The sequence below is a fragment of the Burkholderia sp. D-99 genome (genome assembly GCF_011605345.1).
Lineage (GTDB): Bacteria > Pseudomonadota > Gammaproteobacteria > Burkholderiales > Burkholderiaceae > Burkholderia.
Genome location: NZ_JAAOXM010000012.1, coordinates 38,470 through 52,247, shown reverse-complemented (window position 1 = coordinate 52,247; position 13,778 = coordinate 38,470). Strand labels below are relative to the sequence as shown.

Here is a 13,778-nt window from a genome sequence, read left to right as displayed (position 1 = left end):
TGGTCAGATAGAAAGGGAAACTATGTCTTCTTACAAGGACCTGCTGGCCCAGCGGGAGAAGCTGGAGAAGCAAATCGAAGAAGCGAAGTCGCGTGAATACGCTGAAGTGCTGAATGACGTGAAGCAGAAAATTGCCGACTACGGCTTTTCGCTCGCCGAACTCGGTCTCAGCCGCGCGAAGGCAGGTAAGGTTGGCCGTCCGCGCGCAGGCGTTGCCGCGAAATATCGCGATCCGGAAACGGGCGCGACGTGGTCGGGCCGCGGCAAGCCGCCGCGCTGGATCGCGGGCAAGAACCGCGAACAGTTTGCGATTTAAACGTTTGTTTAAGTCGCCTGCTCTTCAAAAGAGCCGCGTGTCCGTTAAGGAGCGCGGCTTTTTTGTTTTCAGCGGTCGCCACGCGCATGGCGCCGTCATGAAAATGTAATAAAAGGGTGTGAATCGAAATACGACCTGTTCGCATAAGCGATTGATTTAAATAAGAAATTTGTGGGTATTGGCAGGGTTCACGGGGCGCTCTTGATAGAATCGGGTATCACACACCGATATCCCATATTTCATGTCCACGTTTTCCGGCGACGCGCAGAGCGCAGATAAGCACGCGGTTGCACGCAAGAGCACGTTCGTCAGTATTGTGCTGAATGTCGTGCTCGCGACATTTCAGATCGCCGTCGGCGTGATTGCGCATTCGCAAGCATTGATTGCTGACGGGGTGCATTCGATTTCCGATTTGATCTCGGATTTTGTCGTGCTGGTTGCGAATCGGCATAGCGGCGCATCGCCTGACGCCGACCACAATTACGGACACAGCCGCTACGAAACCGTCGCATCGCTGTTTCTCGGCGCGATCCTGATTGCAGTCGGCGTCGGTATGCTCTGGCGGGCCGGCGACCGTCTCGTTAATCTCGAAAACATCCCGGCGGTACATTTTTCCGCGCTGATCGTCGCGCTGACGGTGCTCGTGTCGAAAGAGGCGCTGTTTCGCTACATGCTGCGCGAAGCGCGGCGCGTCCGCTCGGCGATGCTCGTCGCGAACGCATGGCATGCGCGTTCGGATGCCGCTTCGTCGCTCGTCGTCGCGATCGGCATCGTCGGCAGCCTGGCCGGCGTGCGGCTGCTCGATCCGATCGCGGCGGCGATCGTCGGTTTCATGGTTGCGCGCATGGGCTGGACGTTCGGTTATGACGCGTTGCAGGACCTCTCCGACCGCGCGCTCGATACGACCGATACGGCCGAGATCCGCGCGCTGCTCGCGGCAACGCCCGGCGTGCGCGACGTGCACGACCTGCGCACGCGCAAGATGGGTGATGCGGCGCTCGTCGACGCACACATCCTCGTCGATCCGAAAATCTCCGTCTCCGAAGGGCACTACATCGCGGAGACCGCGCGTGCACGCGTACTGACCGACCCGCGCGTGCTCGATGCGCTGATCCACGTCGACCCCGAGAACGACGCGGCGCGCCGTCCGGCGCTCGCGCTGCCGCCGCGCGGCGAGATCGCGGCGCGGCTCGAGGCCGCGCTCGCGCAGCGCGGGCTGCGTGCGGCGGCGATCAACCTGCATTACCTGAGTACGGGGCTCGAGATCGACGTGACGCTTGCGTGCGATCCGCACGATACCGATGCGACGCTGGCCGGCCGGCTCGACGCCGACGCACTGAAGCGCGAGTTCGGCGCGCGCCGGATCGGCTTCACGCGCACGATGCCCGCGCAGGCGTGAGCCGGCGGCGGCGGGCCGTGCGTGCGTGGCTGCGCGTCGTTACAGCGGCAGTTGCGTGTCGAACTTGATCTCGCGCAGCACGACACTCGTGCGCACTTGCGACACGGCGGGGATCTTGAAGATGCGTTCGTGCAGGAACACGTCGTAGGCCTTGATGTCCGGCGCGACGATCTTGAGGATGTAGTCGGCTTCGCCGGTCGTGCTGTAGCACTCGGTGACTTCCGGGCAGGTCGCGATCTCGCGCTCGAACTGCTCGACGCCGCCTTCGTTGTGGCGGGTCAGGTGCACGTGCGCGAGCGCGCAGACGTGCAGGCCGAGCTTCTCGCGATCGAGCAGCGCCGTGTAGCGCTGGATCACGCCCGACTGTTCCATGTCCTTGATGCGGCGCCAGCACGGCGTGCTCGACAGGCCGACCTGGTCGGAGATTTCCTGAACGGAACGGCGCGCGTCGAGCTGCAACAGGCGAAGGATTTTTTGCGAAAAGGAATCGAGCGTCACCTGCGCCTCCATGCGGCAGCAACAACATGCTGAATGTTAGAGGGCCGGGAAAGGAAAGGCAATCTGGCGTCGCGTTGCTGAGCGAGATTCGCTAATTTGCGCGCGGATCCGTGGGGTTTTGTCCCGCCCCCGCGTTCTCCGACCGATCGGTGTCCGCCACGGCGAGGCCCGCGAGCGCGGCCTGCTGGCGGCGCAGGTCGGCCAGCATGTTGCAGAACAGTGCGCCTTGCTCGATCGCGTCGTCGAGCGCGACGTGCGTGTGCGGATGGTCGTCGAACCAGTGCTTCGGAAAGCGCGGCTTGATCGCCTTGCGGTACGGCAGGCCCGTCATCGCGAACGCGAGCGTCTTGATGTCGAGCGCGGACCACGAGAACGGGCAGCGCCCGGCGAAGCGCATCATGTACCAGAACATGAACGTGAAGTCGAAGCCGGCCGGCATCGCGACGAACACCGGCTTGCCGGGCAGCGCCTCGACCCAGTCGACGTACGCGAGCAGTGCCGCCTCGGGCGCCTGCAGGTCGCGCCGGCACGCGGCCCACGCTTCGGGTTCGGTCTTCCACCACGCTTCCTGCACCGGGTGCGCTTGCGCGCCGGGCAGCGTTTCGAGGTTGGCCGAGAACGTCGCGATCAGCTGCTTGTCTTCGGTATAGGCGGCCGACGCGAAGCTCAGCATCGAGTGCGGGCCGGGAATCGGGCCGTCGGCCTCGACGTCGGTGCTGACGTAGATTTCCGGGATGGCGGTCTGGTTCATCCGAATACCTTGTCGGACACGAACGGGTTCGTGCGGCGCTCGTCGCCGAACGTCGACACCGGGCCGTGGCCCGGCACGAACGTCACGTCGTCGCCGAGCGGCCACAGCTTCTCCTTGATCGACCGGACGAGATCCGCGTGATTGCCGCGCGGAAAATCGGTACGGCCGATCGAGCCGGCGAACAGCACGTCACCGACGATCGCGACGCGATGCGCGCGGCTGAAGAACACGACGTGGCCGGGCGTGTGGCCCGGGCAGTGATAGACCTCGAGGGTCTCGTCGCCGAACTGCACGGTGTCGCCGTCGTTCAGCCAGTGGTCCGGCTCGAAGGTTTCGGCGGCCGGAAAGCCGAAGCGCTCGCTCTGCATCGGCAGCTTCTCGATCCAGAAGCGCTCTTCTTCCTGCGGCCCCTCGATCGGCACGCCGTAGTGCGTCGCAAGCGTCTTCGCGCCCGCGCAGTGATCGATGTGCCCGTGCGTGAGCAGCACCTTCTCGACCTGCACGTTCTGCCGCGCGACTTCCTGTTCGATCCGGTCGAGATCGCCGCCCGGATCGACGACGGCGGCGCGGCCCGTCTTCTCGCAGACGAGCAGCGAGCAGTTCTGCTGGAACGGCGTGACCGGAATGAGCGTGACTTTCATGGAGGCACCGGCGGCTAAAAGGAGCGATTGTACCGGTCGCGCGTGCCGCTTGCCGGCCGCGCGACGCGCATCGCGGCGGACGCGTCCGGGCATTCCCGGAGCATGTCGATTGTTACAGCCATAGTGAGAATCAATGGTCCGCCGGGGGTGCTTTTCGGGACAGCGTTTTGATTTATGTATAATGCGCCCCATTGAGCGTGAGTTTCACGCCATTCGCTGGTGTTTCGGCCCCGTTAAAAAAGCGGCGTCGGAAGCACCGTCAAGCATCAGCCGCCGGGGAGTCCGGCGGTGTATCCAGCACCGAGCATTCGGTGCTCACGTCTTGTCCGGCCGGGTGCTGCGCGCCCGCCTGCGGCCTTGCTGCCGCGCCGCCGGATGAGGCCTGTGCCGCCGTTCCCGTGCGTTGGTCGTTTCGACGCGCGCGAACGTGAAAGCCATGTTCGATTGGCGGCATGTGGGGTCTGGTCAGGCTGTTGGGGACAGGTTGCGCCAGACGTGAAAGCTAATCAGGACGGTTGCGGCATAGACGAAAGCCGCGCCCATGCTAGCCGCCTGCTCGCATCCGAGCGGGGCGTGCACGCATTTGCCGTCCGGGCCGCGTGTCTGCGCTGTGAAGCAGCGTGATGTAGGAGCGGCCCGAACCAGAAGGCGACACGTCGATGAACGTACGATTTCCGAGTCGATTCGGGACCATTGCATTATTTTTTGCGTTGACGGGCTGTGCGGTGCCACCCAGCCAGACCACCGGAAGCGCGAACCAGAAGAACGCGGTCGACAAGACGGCCGCTGCCGCGAAGGCGGACAACGACAAGCAACTGAATTTCGATTCCGCACTGGCGTCGATGCCGGCTGCCGACGCCAAGGACGCGAAGAAGTCGTCGCTGGCGGACGCCGAGCCGATCGACGGCAAGGATGTGTCCGACTTCCGTCAGACGGGCCGCGCATCGTGGTACGGGCGGGATTTCCACGGCCGCCGCACCGCGAACGGCGAACGCTTCAACATGAACGCGCTCACCGCCGCGCATCGCACGCTGCCGCTGTCGTCGTACATCAAGGTGACGAATGCGTCGAGCGGCAAGTGGGTCGTCGTGAAGGTCAACGACCGCGGGCCGTTCAAGCGCGGCCGGGTGCTCGACCTGTCGTATGCCGCGGCCAAGATGATCGGCCTCGTGCACGCCGGCACGGGCCGCGTGAAGATCGAAGGGCTGTCGCCGCAGGAAGCGCGCGAGGCACGCGACGAAATGTACGCGTCGATCTCGACGAAATAACGCGGCGGATCGACCGCTCATGCAAAAGGGCTGCCCTCGGGCAGCCCTTTGTCTTTCCTGCATGGCGCGATGCCGGCGCCGGCTTCCCGGCACCGGCCGGCTCGCGTGTCAGCTTTCTTCCTTCAGCGCAAGCGCACGCGCATAAAGCGTGTTGCGCGACGCGCCCGTCAGCGCGGCCGCGAGCTTGGCCGCGCTCTTCACCGGCACCTCTTCCAGCAGCAGCCTGAGCAGCGCGTCGTGCGCGGTGTCGTCGGCTTCGCCGCTCGTCGCCGGCGCGCCCTCGACGACCAGCACGAATTCGCCGCGCAAGCGGTTCGCATCGCCGGCGAGCCAGGTCTGTCCTTCGGCCAGGGTGCCCTGGAACAACTGCTCGTGTAGCTTGGTGAGCTCGCGCGCAATCAGCAGCCGGCGCGCGGGGCCGAACGCATCGGCGAGCGCGGTGACGGTTTCGGCGATCCGGTGCGGTGCCTCGTAGAACACCAGCGCATACGGGTGCGATACGAGCGCCTGCAGCGCGGTCGCGCGCTGCTTGGTCTTTGGCGGCAGGAACCCCGCGAACGTGAACGCACCGGCCCAGTCGCCGGCCACGCTCAGCGCGGTCACGGCCGCGCTCGCGCCCGGCAGCGGGATCACCGCGAAGCCGGCGGCGCGCACCGCGTCGACGAGCCGCGCGCCGGGGTCCGAGATGCCGGGCGTGCCGGCGTCCGATACGTAGGCCACGCGTTCGCCGCCGCGCAGCAGTTCGATCACGCGCTGCGCGGCTTCGCGTTCGTTGTGCTCGTGCACGGCGACTAGCGGCTTCGAAATCCCGTAGCGGGCGAGCAGCTGGCCCGTGTTGCGGGTGTCTTCGGCCGCGATGCGGTCGGCGAGGCCGAGCACGTGCAGCGCGCGCAGCGTGATGTCGGCGGTGTTGCCGATCGGCGTGGCGACCACGTAGAGCGCGGCGTCCGGGTAGTGCTGGTTTTGCGCGAGTTCGAGGAGGGCAGTCATGGCAGGCAATGCGCGCAATCGCGGCGCAAGCGGAACAAGGACGGCATTGTGCCACGCGGCGCCGGCCCGGCCGGGCGACGGGCGCGGTTTGCTGCGCGCGGGCGACAACTTTTCCGGCGCGGCGCGATCCAAGCCGGTCGGCGCGGCGTTCGAACTGCGTGCACGGCAGTTCCTCGAACGCCGCGGCCTCGTGTTCGTCGCGGCGAACGTGACGATGCGCGGCGGCGAGCTCGATCTCGTGATGCGCGAGCCCGACGGCATGCTCGTGTTCGTCGAGGTGCGCGCGCGGCGCAGCGTCCGGCATGGCGGCGCGGCCGCGAGCGTCGGCTGGCGCAAGCGGCGGCGCCTGGTGGCGGCCGCGCTCCAGTTCTGGGCGCGGCACGGCGCCGGTGCCGCGTGCCGCTTCGACGTCGTCGCGTTCGAGGCCGGGCGGCTCGCATGGCTGCGCGACGCATTTCGTGCCGACGATGCGTAGCGGCGAGCTGTGACGAGATGTAAAGAGTTCTTGCCGGACCCCCGGGGAGCGTGCCGGAGTACGGTAAACTCGCCGCACCCACGATGTCGCGCGCTGCGTGCCACGCGCCCAGTTCACCAGGAATCGATGTCAGTCGAACGTATTCAGCAACATTTCCACGACAGCGCCGCGCTTCACGCCGAAGCGGCCGACGCACTGTCGCTGCCGATCGCAGCCGCGGTCGATGCGATGTTCGCCGCGCTGGCGAACGGCAACAAGATCGTCGCCTGCGGTGACGGCCCGTCGGCTGCCGCCGCGCACTATCTCGCCGTGTCGCTCGTCGGCGGCTTCGAGCGCGAGCGTCCGGGCCTGCCCGCGATCGCGCTGGCCACCGACGCGTCGCAGGGCGGCCTCGCGGGGGCGGTGTCCGCCGAGCAACTGTTCGCCCAGCAGGTGCGCGTGCTCGGCCAGACCGGCGACATCCTGCTGGTGCTCGATCCGGGCGGCGCGTCGCCGCGTGTGCTGGCGGCGATCGACGAAGCGCACGAGCGCGAGATGACCGTCGTTGCGCTGACGGGCGGCGACGGCCACGCGGTCGCGGCCGCGCTGTCCGATACCGATATTCCGATCAGCGTGCCCGCCGTTCGCGCGGCGCGCATCCATGAAGTCCATCTGCTGACTATCCACTGCCTGTGCGACGGCATCGACGCGATGCTGCTGGGTGAGGATTGAACGAAGGAGAGCCGTCGATGAATCAAAGCCGCGTCAAACAGACGCTCGTCAGAACCACGCTGCTCGCTGCGCTGACGGCGGGCCTCGCCGTGTCGCTGCAGGGTTGTGTGCTCGGGATCGTGGGCGCAGCGGCCGGTGGCGGCGCGCTGGTCGCGACCGACCGCCGTACGCTTGGCGCGCAGACGGAGGATCGCGAGATCCAGGTCAAGTCGCTCACGCAGATCAACAACGGGCTGCCCGACCAGTCGCACGTGAACGTGACGGTGTTCAACCGCCGCGTGCTGCTGACGGGCGAAGTCCCGAACGATGCATCGAAGCAGCGCGCCGAGGAAATCGTGCGCGCCATCAACAACGTGAACGGCATCGTCAACGAGCTGTCGGTCGAGCCGGCGTCGTCGCTGTCGTCGCGCGCGAACGACTCGTACCTCGAAGGGCGCGTGAAGTCCGAGCTGATCGCGACGAAGGGCATCTCGGCGAACTACTACAAGGTCGTCAGCGAGCGCGGCAACCTTTACCTGATGGGGCTCGTGACGGTCGACGAGGGCAATCGCGGCGCGGAAGCCGCCAGCCAGGTGCCCGGCGTCGAGAAGGTCGTGAAGGTGTTCCAGTACGTGAAGCCGCAGGACGCGCAGGCGCTGCAGGCGGCGTCGCCCGCGAGCGGCGCGTCCGGCGCGCAGGCCGCCGCGCCGGCGGATGCCGCGACGGTGGGCGCCGTGCCCGACACGTCGGTGCAGTCCACGCCGCTGCAGTCGCCGGCACCGATCTCGAATTCGTCCAGCGTGCACCCGGGCAACCCGAAGGCGCCGTCCCAATGAAGAGCATGCAGATGAAGCAGTTGAAACAGTGGATGGTGCAGGGCGCCGCGGCCGCGGCGCTCGTGGCGGGCACGCTGGGTGCCGCGCACGCAGATGTCGGCGACGGCCTGAAGGTGGCGCGCGGCAACGCATGCATGGGCTGCCACGCGGTCGACCGCAAGCTCGTCGGCCCGTCGTTCAAGGATATCGCCGCCCGCTACAAGGCCGATCCGCAGGCCGTGGCCAAGCTGTCGAAGAAGGTGAAGGAGGGCGGCGCCGGCGTCTGGGGCGCGATTCCGATGCCCGCGCATCCGCGCATGAGCGACGCCGACGTGCGTTCGGTGGTCGAATGGGTGCTGGCTGGCGCGCCGTCAAAGTAACGCTTCGGGGGTGACCCAACCCCTATTGCCAAGCGCAGAAATGCGTGTGTATGATGGTTGACTGTTGGGGCGGTAGCTCAGCTGGGAGAGCGTCGCGTTCGCAATGCGAAGGTCGGGAGTTCGATCCTCCTCCGCTCCACCAACGGAATTCGAAAGGCTCGATCGCAAGATCGGGCCTTTTTGTTTTTGGGTTCCGCGGCGATCGTGGGCGGCACCGTCGGGTGCGCTGCTTTCGACGTGACGCGCAAGCTCGCCGCGCCTAGGTCGCCAACTCGTAAATGAACCTGAACGTCGGCACCGACAGCACGGCGAACCCCACCGTGACGGCCGCGAGAATCGCGGTTCTCTTGCGCAGCAGCGCGAAGATGACGAGCGACAGCGCGTAGCACGCGCAGGTCAGCAGGATGATCCACCAGAACGTCGCATACCCCGTGCCGCCTTCGAAGCTCGATGCATTGTTTGCCATCCGGGTCGCGACATAGCCGGCGACTGTCATGCTCGCGGGCAGGCACAGCACCGAATACAGGACGAAGAGGACGACCTGTCGCGGTGTTGGGTCGGGAGACGACATGATGGGCGCTTCTTCTTGAGTGGACGGAAGTGCCGAACCGCTCGCCGCGCGCGCAGGTTCAGGCAGCCGGCAGGATGCGGGCGTTTCCGGTGTTTGGCAACCGGGATTCCACCGCAAGCCGCACGCATCGGGGGCGACGCGAGCGGCGTGTCGCCGTCACTCGGGCTCGTCGTGGCTGCCCGATCCGGCCGACGCGTGCCTGACCGCTCGATAGTGCCGCCGTGCCTTTGCCACGTTGCCGCAAGTCGCCATGTCGCACCACTTGCGGCGTCCCGTCTTCGAGCTGTCGATGAACAGCCATGCGCAATTCGAACCCGCACACATCCGCAGCCGTCCGTCGGGTAACGCCTCGAGCAGCTTCACGGCATCGAGCGCGAGCCGGTGGGCCGGCAGATGCAGGTCCGCCGGATCGGCCGGGCCGCCGAATTCGATCCGTGCGGTTGTCGCGATCAGCCGGCGGCCGCTCATCGCGCGCTTCCATGCGCGCTCCAGCGTCTCGAGATCCGCCGCAGCCACCGGCGCGCCGTGCGAGAGCGCACCGGCGATGCCGAACAGGGCTTCGCGCAGGCGCTTCGCGTCGCGCAGCGCCTGCTCGGCCACGGCCGGCGCTTCGGCCGCGTGGGCCGCGAGCCGGGCCAGGTCGGGGGCGGGAAAGAGCGCCGATCGCGTCAACCACGCGAGATAGGCGTTGTAATCCGGCAGCCAGTCGCGGGGCGCCTGGTCGCGGCCCGTCACCGTATTGATGAAGTCGAGGACGGGGTGGCCGCCGATGAAATCGCGGGCCTCGAACGCATGCGCTTCCATAACCGGTGAAATGTTGGACATGGGTTAAATTGATGCTAACCTTTGATCGTTATTTGAAAGGTTAGTATATTCGGCAACGGATGCTTGCGCGAGGAGAACGCATGGCGACGCAGACCGCATCACCCGGCTTGCAGGCCGGACCTTCGCAAACCGGCGGCGCCCGGCCGGTCGAATTCATCGTCGCGCCCAGCAGCCTCGGCCTTCGGCCGAACGCGGCCGGTCTCGAACCCGAGACCTGGCGCGCCCCGGACGTGCTGCTGGCGACCGGTCTTGCCGAGCACGTCAGGGCGGGTGTGACGCGGCTCGCGCATCCCGCCTATGCATTCGCGCCGCAGTCCGGAACCCGCATCGGCAACGGCACGGCGATCCGCGATTTCTCGCTCGAGCTGGCCGGGCGCGTCGCCGACGCGCGCCGGCGGCAGGCGTTTCCGATCGTGCTCGGCGGCGATTGCAGCGTCCTGCTCGGGTGCCTGCTGGGAAACCGTCGCGCGGGCGGCAACGGGCTCGTGCATGTCGACGGCCACAGCGATTTCTTCCATCCCGGCAACTACGACACGGCGAAGCGGCTCGGTTCCGTGGCGGGAATGGATCTCGCGCTGTCGACGGGGCGAGGGGAGCCGCTGCTGACTGACTGGCCGGACCTGGACGGCCCGCTCGTCGACGATCTCGACGCCTGTCAGGTGGGAGAACGCGAATCAGAATCCGGCGACTTCGAGACCACTTACGGCGACATTGCCCGCACGGCGATCACACGCATCACGATCGGGCAGTTGCTGGCGCGGGGGCCCGCGGCCGTCGCGGCCGAACTGGTCGGTTGGCTGGGTGCGCGCGCGCTTGGGCAGGCATGGCTGCACGTGGATCTCGACGTACTCGATCAGTCGCAACTGCCGGCCGTGGATTCGCCCGGTTCACCGGGGCTGGATTTCGACGGGCTCGATGCGCTGCTCGGCCCGCTTGTCGCATCGGGCCGTGTGGCGGGGATCGACTTCACCATCTACGACCCCGGGCTCGATCCGGGTCTCGCCTATGCGGATCGCATCGCGCGCAGTATCGGGCGATGCGCCGCCGCCCCGCCGGCTCGGCGTGGATGAAGCCGTGGCCGGGCGGGGCAGGGCCCTCGCGCGGCTGCGTCCGGGCGTGATGACGAACCGGCGACGCCGTCGCCCGTTCCCGTCACCCCCGCCCGAAACTCGGCCGCTTCGGATCGTAAGTCCACCCCGGCACGAGATACCGCATCGCGACCGCATCGTCGCGCGCCGTACCGCCGACCTCCTTGTACAACGCATTTGCGGCCTCGACCTGCGCCATGTCGAGCTCGATCCCGAGCCCCGGCCGCTCCGGCACGGCCACCTTGCCGCCGATGATCTCGAGCGGCTCGCGCGTGAGCCGCGCGTCGCCTTCCTGCCAGATCCAGTGCGTGTCGATCGCGGTGATCGTGCCGGGCGCGGCGGCCGCCGCGTGCGTGAACATCGCGAGCGACACGTCGAAGTGGTTGTTCGAGTGCGAGCCCCATGTGAGCCCCCAGTCGCGGCACAACTGCGCGAGCCGCACCGAGCCCTGCATCGTCCAGAAATGCGGGTCGGCCAGCGGAATGTCGACCGCCTGCAGCCGCACCGCGTGATCCATCTGCCGCCAGTCGGTCGCGATCATGTTGGTTGCGGTCGGGATCCCCGTCGCGCGGCGGAATTCGGCCATCACCTCGCGGCCCGAATAGCCGCCTTCCGGCCCGCACGGATCTTCCGCATACGCGAGCAGGTGGCCTTGCCCGCGGCACAGCGCGACCGCCTCGTCGAGCGACCACGCGCCGTTCGGGTCGAGCGTCGTTCGCGAATCGGGGAAGCGCGCCTTGATCGCGGCGATCGCTTCCATCTCGTCGGCGCCGGCCATCACGCCGCCCTTCAGCTTGAAATCGGCGAAGCCGTAGCGCTCGACGGCGGCTTCCGCCTGCCTTGCGATCGCGGCCGGCGTGAGTGCTTCCTCGTTGCGCAGCCGGAACCACGGGGAGCGCGCCTGCGCCTCGTCGCGATACGGCAGGTCGGTGCGGCCGCGATCACCGATATAGAACAGATAGGCGAGCATCGGCACCGCGTCGCGCTGCTGGCCTTCGCCGAGCAGCGCGGCGACGGGCACGTCGAGATGCTGCCCGAGCAAGTCGAGCAGCGCCGCCTCGATCGCGGTGATCACGTTGTCGAGCCGCAGGTTGATCTCGTGCGGCTGGCGCAGCACCGCCGCCTCGCCGGCCGATGTCGCCTCGTGCCGGATCGTGCGGCCCGCACCCGCGCCCGCGCCGGACAGCGCCGCGCGTACCGCGTTGAGGGTGGCCTGATAGCGCCCGATCGACTGGCCGACCACGAGGTCCGTCATGCGCTCGAGTGCGTGGCGGATGCCTTCGCCGCCCGGTACTTCGCCGACGCCCGTATGCCCGCTGCTGTCGTCGAGGATCACGAGGTTGCGGGTGAAGTACGGCGCATGCGCGCCGCACAGGTTGAGCAGCATGCTGTCGCGGCCGGCGACGGGAATCACCTGCATGCGCGTGACGTGCGGGGTGCCGGCACGGCGGGATTCGGACATCGGTTCGCTCCTGGTTCCGGTGGTGCACGGGCCGCCGGCTGCGCCGGCGCGGCCCGCGCCGTTCAATGAAGCTCGACGCGACGGATTTCGCCGACGACGAACAGGTAGCAGATCACCGCGACGAGCGCGTGCGCGACGACATAGACGAGCGCGCCGTTGAACGAGCCGCTGCGGTCGACGATGTAGCCGATCGCGATCGGCGTCGTGATGCTGGAGAGGTTGCCGCAGGTGTTGAGCAGCGCGCCGCTCAGCCCCGCGATCTGGCGTGGCGCGGTGTCGGCGTTGACGGCCCAGCCGAGCGCGCCGAGCCCCTTGCCGAAGAACGACAGCGCCATGAACAGCACGACGAGCACGTGCGAATCGGTGTAGTTGCAGACGATCATCGACATCGACAGCAGCATGCCGAACACGATCGGCACCTTGCGCGCGACCGACAGCGAGCGGCCCTGCTTGAGCAGCGCGTCGGACACGATGCCGCCGAGAATCCCGCCGAGGAACCCGCACACGGCCGGGATCGACGCGACGAGCCCCGCGTTGAGGATCGACATCCCGCGCGCCTGCACGAGATAGACGGGAAACCACGTGATGAAGAAATAGGTGAGCGCGTTGATGCAGTACTGCGCGACGTACACGCCGATCAGCATCCGGTTTCTCAGCAGTGCCTTGACATGGCGCATCGACGGGCCGCCGTCGCGTCCGCCCGTCGCCTGGTCGATGTTGACGAGCGCGCCGCCTTCGGCGAGATAGTCGAGTTCCGCGCGGTTGATGCTCGGGTGGTCCTTCGGGTCGTACATCGTGCGGTTCCACACCAGGACGAACGCGAAGCCGAGCACGCCCATCACCGCGAACACCGACTGCCAGCCGAACGCGTGCACGAGCCAGCCCATCAGCGGCGCGAACACGACGGTCGCCGCGTACTGCGCGGCATTGAAGATCGCCGACGCGGTGCCGCGCTCGGCGGCCGGGAACCACGCGGACACGATCCGGCTGTTGGCCGGGAACGACGGCGCCTCGGCCGCGCCGACCAGGAAACGCAGCCCGAACAGCAGTGCGAACGCGGCCGCGCCGCCGAAGAAGCCAATCGTCCCCTGCAGCAGCGTGAACAGCGACCAGAAGAAGATGCTGAACGCATAGACCACGCGCGATCCGTAGCGGTCGAGCAGCCAGCCGCCCGGCAGTTGCGCGACCACGTACGACCAGCCGAACGCGGAAAAGATGAAGCCGATCTGCACGTGGCTCAGGTGCAGCGCGCGGGCGAGGCTCGGGCCCGCGATCGCGATCGCGGCGCGATCCGCGTAGTTGATCGTCGTGACCGCGAACAGGACGGCCAGCACCAGCCAGCGCACGCGAGTGCGCCGGGCCGTTGCCGACGCGGACGCCGGCAGCGCGTGAAGCGGATTCATGACTGTCTCCTCCGAAGGGCGGAAGGTGCCGTCGTGCGGCAGGCGCGTCGGGTGCGCGCGCTATTCGTGTGGGTGCTGCCGGCCGGAGGCCGGACGCCGATGCCGGTGGGCAGGGCGTCCGGATCATTCTGTCATGGCGAAATTTGCGCTTTCATGCCAATTACTGACTTGATCGATTCAGCATTTGAATCGATCGGCCGCGACGC

Annotated in this window: 16 protein-coding genes and 1 tRNA gene; 9 read left to right on the top strand and 8 right to left on the bottom strand. The window is 67.4% G+C overall.

The genetic code is table 11. The annotated features are described in order from the left end of the window. Positions 1-22: 22 nt before the first annotated feature. Both HAV18_RS31125 and HAV18_RS31120 read left to right on the top strand, forming a co-directional pair. Entirely contained in the window at positions 23-316 is a 294-nt protein-coding gene (locus tag HAV18_RS31125; protein WP_006491875.1) for an H-NS family nucleoid-associated regulatory protein, read from the top strand. A gap of 241 nt (positions 317-557) precedes the next feature. Next, the gene (locus tag HAV18_RS31120) at positions 558-1,715 is read left to right on the top strand and encodes a cation diffusion facilitator family transporter (protein ID WP_166963740.1); all 1,158 of its coding nucleotides are present in this window, start codon (positions 558-560) and stop codon (positions 1,713-1,715) included. Between the two features lie 39 nt (positions 1,716-1,754). On the opposite strand, the gene HAV18_RS31115 is transcribed toward HAV18_RS31120, so the two are convergent. From HAV18_RS31115 to HAV18_RS31105, 3 genes are all read right to left on the bottom strand, one after another. Then, positions 1,755-2,225: an Lrp/AsnC family transcriptional regulator gene (locus HAV18_RS31115; protein ID WP_006477376.1), complete on the bottom strand. Its 471-nt coding sequence runs from the start codon at positions 2,223-2,225 to the stop codon at positions 1,755-1,757. Positions 2,226-2,304: 79 nt separating this feature from the next. After that, positions 2,305-2,964: an exonuclease gene (locus HAV18_RS31110; protein WP_166963738.1), complete on the bottom strand. Its 660-nt coding sequence runs from the start codon at positions 2,962-2,964 to the stop codon at positions 2,305-2,307. Then, on the bottom strand, positions 2,961-3,605 hold the full coding sequence (locus HAV18_RS31105; protein ID WP_048248141.1) for an MBL fold metallo-hydrolase: 645 nt from the start codon (positions 3,603-3,605) through the stop codon (positions 2,961-2,963). Before HAV18_RS31105 ends, HAV18_RS31110 begins: the two co-directional genes overlap by 4 nt. Before the next feature lie 659 nt (positions 3,606-4,264). On the opposite strand from HAV18_RS31105, the gene HAV18_RS31100 reads away from it, so the two are divergent. Beyond that, entirely contained in the window at positions 4,265-4,873 is a 609-nt protein-coding gene (locus tag HAV18_RS31100; protein ID WP_166963736.1) for a septal ring lytic transglycosylase RlpA family protein, read from the top strand. Positions 4,874-4,981: 108 nt separating this feature from the next. Here the strand turns inward: HAV18_RS31100 and rsmI are convergent, their stop codons facing one another. Beyond that, positions 4,982-5,863, bottom strand: a complete 882-nt coding sequence (rsmI, locus tag HAV18_RS31095) for a 16S rRNA (cytidine(1402)-2'-O)-methyltransferase (protein ID WP_166963734.1) — start codon at positions 5,861-5,863, stop codon at positions 4,982-4,984. A 46-nt stretch (positions 5,864-5,909) separates the two neighbouring features. Here rsmI and HAV18_RS31090 point away from each other — a divergent pair, with 46 nt between their 5' ends. The 5 genes from HAV18_RS31090 to HAV18_RS31070 all read left to right on the top strand — a co-directional run bounded on the left by HAV18_RS31090 (position 5,910) and on the right by HAV18_RS31070 (position 8,365). Beyond that, positions 5,910-6,338 carry a YraN family protein gene (locus HAV18_RS31090; protein ID WP_208102197.1) on the top strand — a complete coding sequence of 143 codons (429 nt, stop codon included), beginning with the start codon at positions 5,910-5,912 and terminating at the stop codon, positions 6,336-6,338. Positions 6,339-6,464: 126 nt separating this feature from the next. Further along, complete coding sequence (locus HAV18_RS31085) at positions 6,465-7,049, top strand: SIS domain-containing protein (RefSeq protein ID WP_059528243.1); 585 nt, start codon at positions 6,465-6,467, stop codon at positions 7,047-7,049. A 17-nt stretch (positions 7,050-7,066) separates the two neighbouring features. Further along, positions 7,067-7,864 (top strand): BON domain-containing protein, encoded by a 798-nt coding sequence (locus HAV18_RS31080; protein WP_166963730.1) that lies wholly within the window; start codon positions 7,067-7,069, stop codon positions 7,862-7,864. Next, positions 7,861-8,223 (top strand): c-type cytochrome, encoded by a 363-nt coding sequence (locus tag HAV18_RS31075; protein ID WP_166963728.1) that lies wholly within the window; start codon positions 7,861-7,863, stop codon positions 8,221-8,223. The genes HAV18_RS31080 and HAV18_RS31075 overlap by 4 nt, the downstream gene beginning before the upstream one ends. A gap of 66 nt (positions 8,224-8,289) precedes the next feature. Beyond that, a tRNA-Ala gene (locus HAV18_RS31070) sits at positions 8,290-8,365 on the top strand. A gap of 117 nt (positions 8,366-8,482) precedes the next feature. On the opposite strand, the gene HAV18_RS31065 is transcribed toward HAV18_RS31070, so the two are convergent. Beyond that, on the bottom strand, positions 8,483-8,794 hold the full coding sequence (locus tag HAV18_RS31065; protein ID WP_166963726.1) for a hypothetical protein: 312 nt from the start codon (positions 8,792-8,794) through the stop codon (positions 8,483-8,485). Between the two features lie 156 nt (positions 8,795-8,950). Beyond that, positions 8,951-9,619, bottom strand: coding sequence for an ABATE domain-containing protein (locus HAV18_RS31060; protein WP_243771798.1), 669 nt, complete (start codon positions 9,617-9,619; stop codon positions 8,951-8,953). An 80-nt stretch (positions 9,620-9,699) separates the two neighbouring features. Between HAV18_RS31060 and HAV18_RS31055 the strand changes: the two genes are divergently transcribed. Next, positions 9,700-10,689 carry an arginase family protein gene (locus HAV18_RS31055; protein WP_166963724.1) on the top strand — a complete coding sequence of 330 codons (990 nt, stop codon included), beginning with the start codon at positions 9,700-9,702 and terminating at the stop codon, positions 10,687-10,689. Positions 10,690-10,771: 82 nt separating this feature from the next. On the opposite strand, the gene HAV18_RS31050 is transcribed toward HAV18_RS31055, so the two are convergent. Both HAV18_RS31050 and HAV18_RS31045 read right to left on the bottom strand, forming a co-directional pair. Then, a complete protein-coding gene (locus HAV18_RS31050) occupies positions 10,772-12,169 on the bottom strand; it encodes an enolase C-terminal domain-like protein (protein WP_166963722.1) in 1,398 nt (465 codons plus the stop codon). A gap of 62 nt (positions 12,170-12,231) precedes the next feature. After that, on the bottom strand, positions 12,232-13,572 hold the full coding sequence (locus tag HAV18_RS31045; protein WP_166963720.1) for an MFS transporter: 1,341 nt from the start codon (positions 13,570-13,572) through the stop codon (positions 12,232-12,234). Positions 13,573-13,778: the final 206 nt, after the last annotated feature.

Bases quoted from the DNA above. Each gene is read 5' to 3' on its own strand.
- HAV18_RS31125 (WP_006491875.1), top strand. From the start codon at position 23: ATGTCTTCTTACAAGGACCTGCTGGCCCAGCGGGAGAAGCTGGAGAAG.
- HAV18_RS31120 (WP_166963740.1), top strand. From the start codon at position 558: ATGTCCACGTTTTCCGGCGACGCGCAGAGCGCAGATAAGCACGCGGTT.
- HAV18_RS31115 (WP_006477376.1), bottom strand. From the start codon at position 2,225: ATGGAGGCGCAGGTGACGCTCGATTCCTTTTCGCAAAAAATCCTTCGC.
- HAV18_RS31110 (WP_166963738.1), bottom strand. From the start codon at position 2,964: ATGAACCAGACCGCCATCCCGGAAATCTACGTCAGCACCGACGTCGAG.
- HAV18_RS31105 (WP_048248141.1), bottom strand. From the start codon at position 3,605: ATGAAAGTCACGCTCATTCCGGTCACGCCGTTCCAGCAGAACTGCTCG.
- HAV18_RS31100 (WP_166963736.1), top strand. From the start codon at position 4,265: ATGAACGTACGATTTCCGAGTCGATTCGGGACCATTGCATTATTTTTT.
- rsmI (WP_166963734.1), bottom strand. From the start codon at position 5,863: ATGACTGCCCTCCTCGAACTCGCGCAAAACCAGCACTACCCGGACGCC.
- HAV18_RS31085 (WP_059528243.1), top strand. From the start codon at position 6,465: ATGTCAGTCGAACGTATTCAGCAACATTTCCACGACAGCGCCGCGCTT.
- HAV18_RS31080 (WP_166963730.1), top strand. From the start codon at position 7,067: ATGAATCAAAGCCGCGTCAAACAGACGCTCGTCAGAACCACGCTGCTC.
- HAV18_RS31075 (WP_166963728.1), top strand. From the start codon at position 7,861: ATGAAGAGCATGCAGATGAAGCAGTTGAAACAGTGGATGGTGCAGGGC.
- HAV18_RS31065 (WP_166963726.1), bottom strand. From the start codon at position 8,794: ATGTCGTCTCCCGACCCAACACCGCGACAGGTCGTCCTCTTCGTCCTG.
- HAV18_RS31060 (WP_243771798.1), bottom strand. From the start codon at position 9,619: ATGTCCAACATTTCACCGGTTATGGAAGCGCATGCGTTCGAGGCCCGC.
- HAV18_RS31055 (WP_166963724.1), top strand. From the start codon at position 9,700: ATGGCGACGCAGACCGCATCACCCGGCTTGCAGGCCGGACCTTCGCAA.
- HAV18_RS31050 (WP_166963722.1), bottom strand. From the start codon at position 12,169: ATGTCCGAATCCCGCCGTGCCGGCACCCCGCACGTCACGCGCATGCAG.
- HAV18_RS31045 (WP_166963720.1), bottom strand. From the start codon at position 13,572: ATGAATCCGCTTCACGCGCTGCCGGCGTCCGCGTCGGCAACGGCCCGG.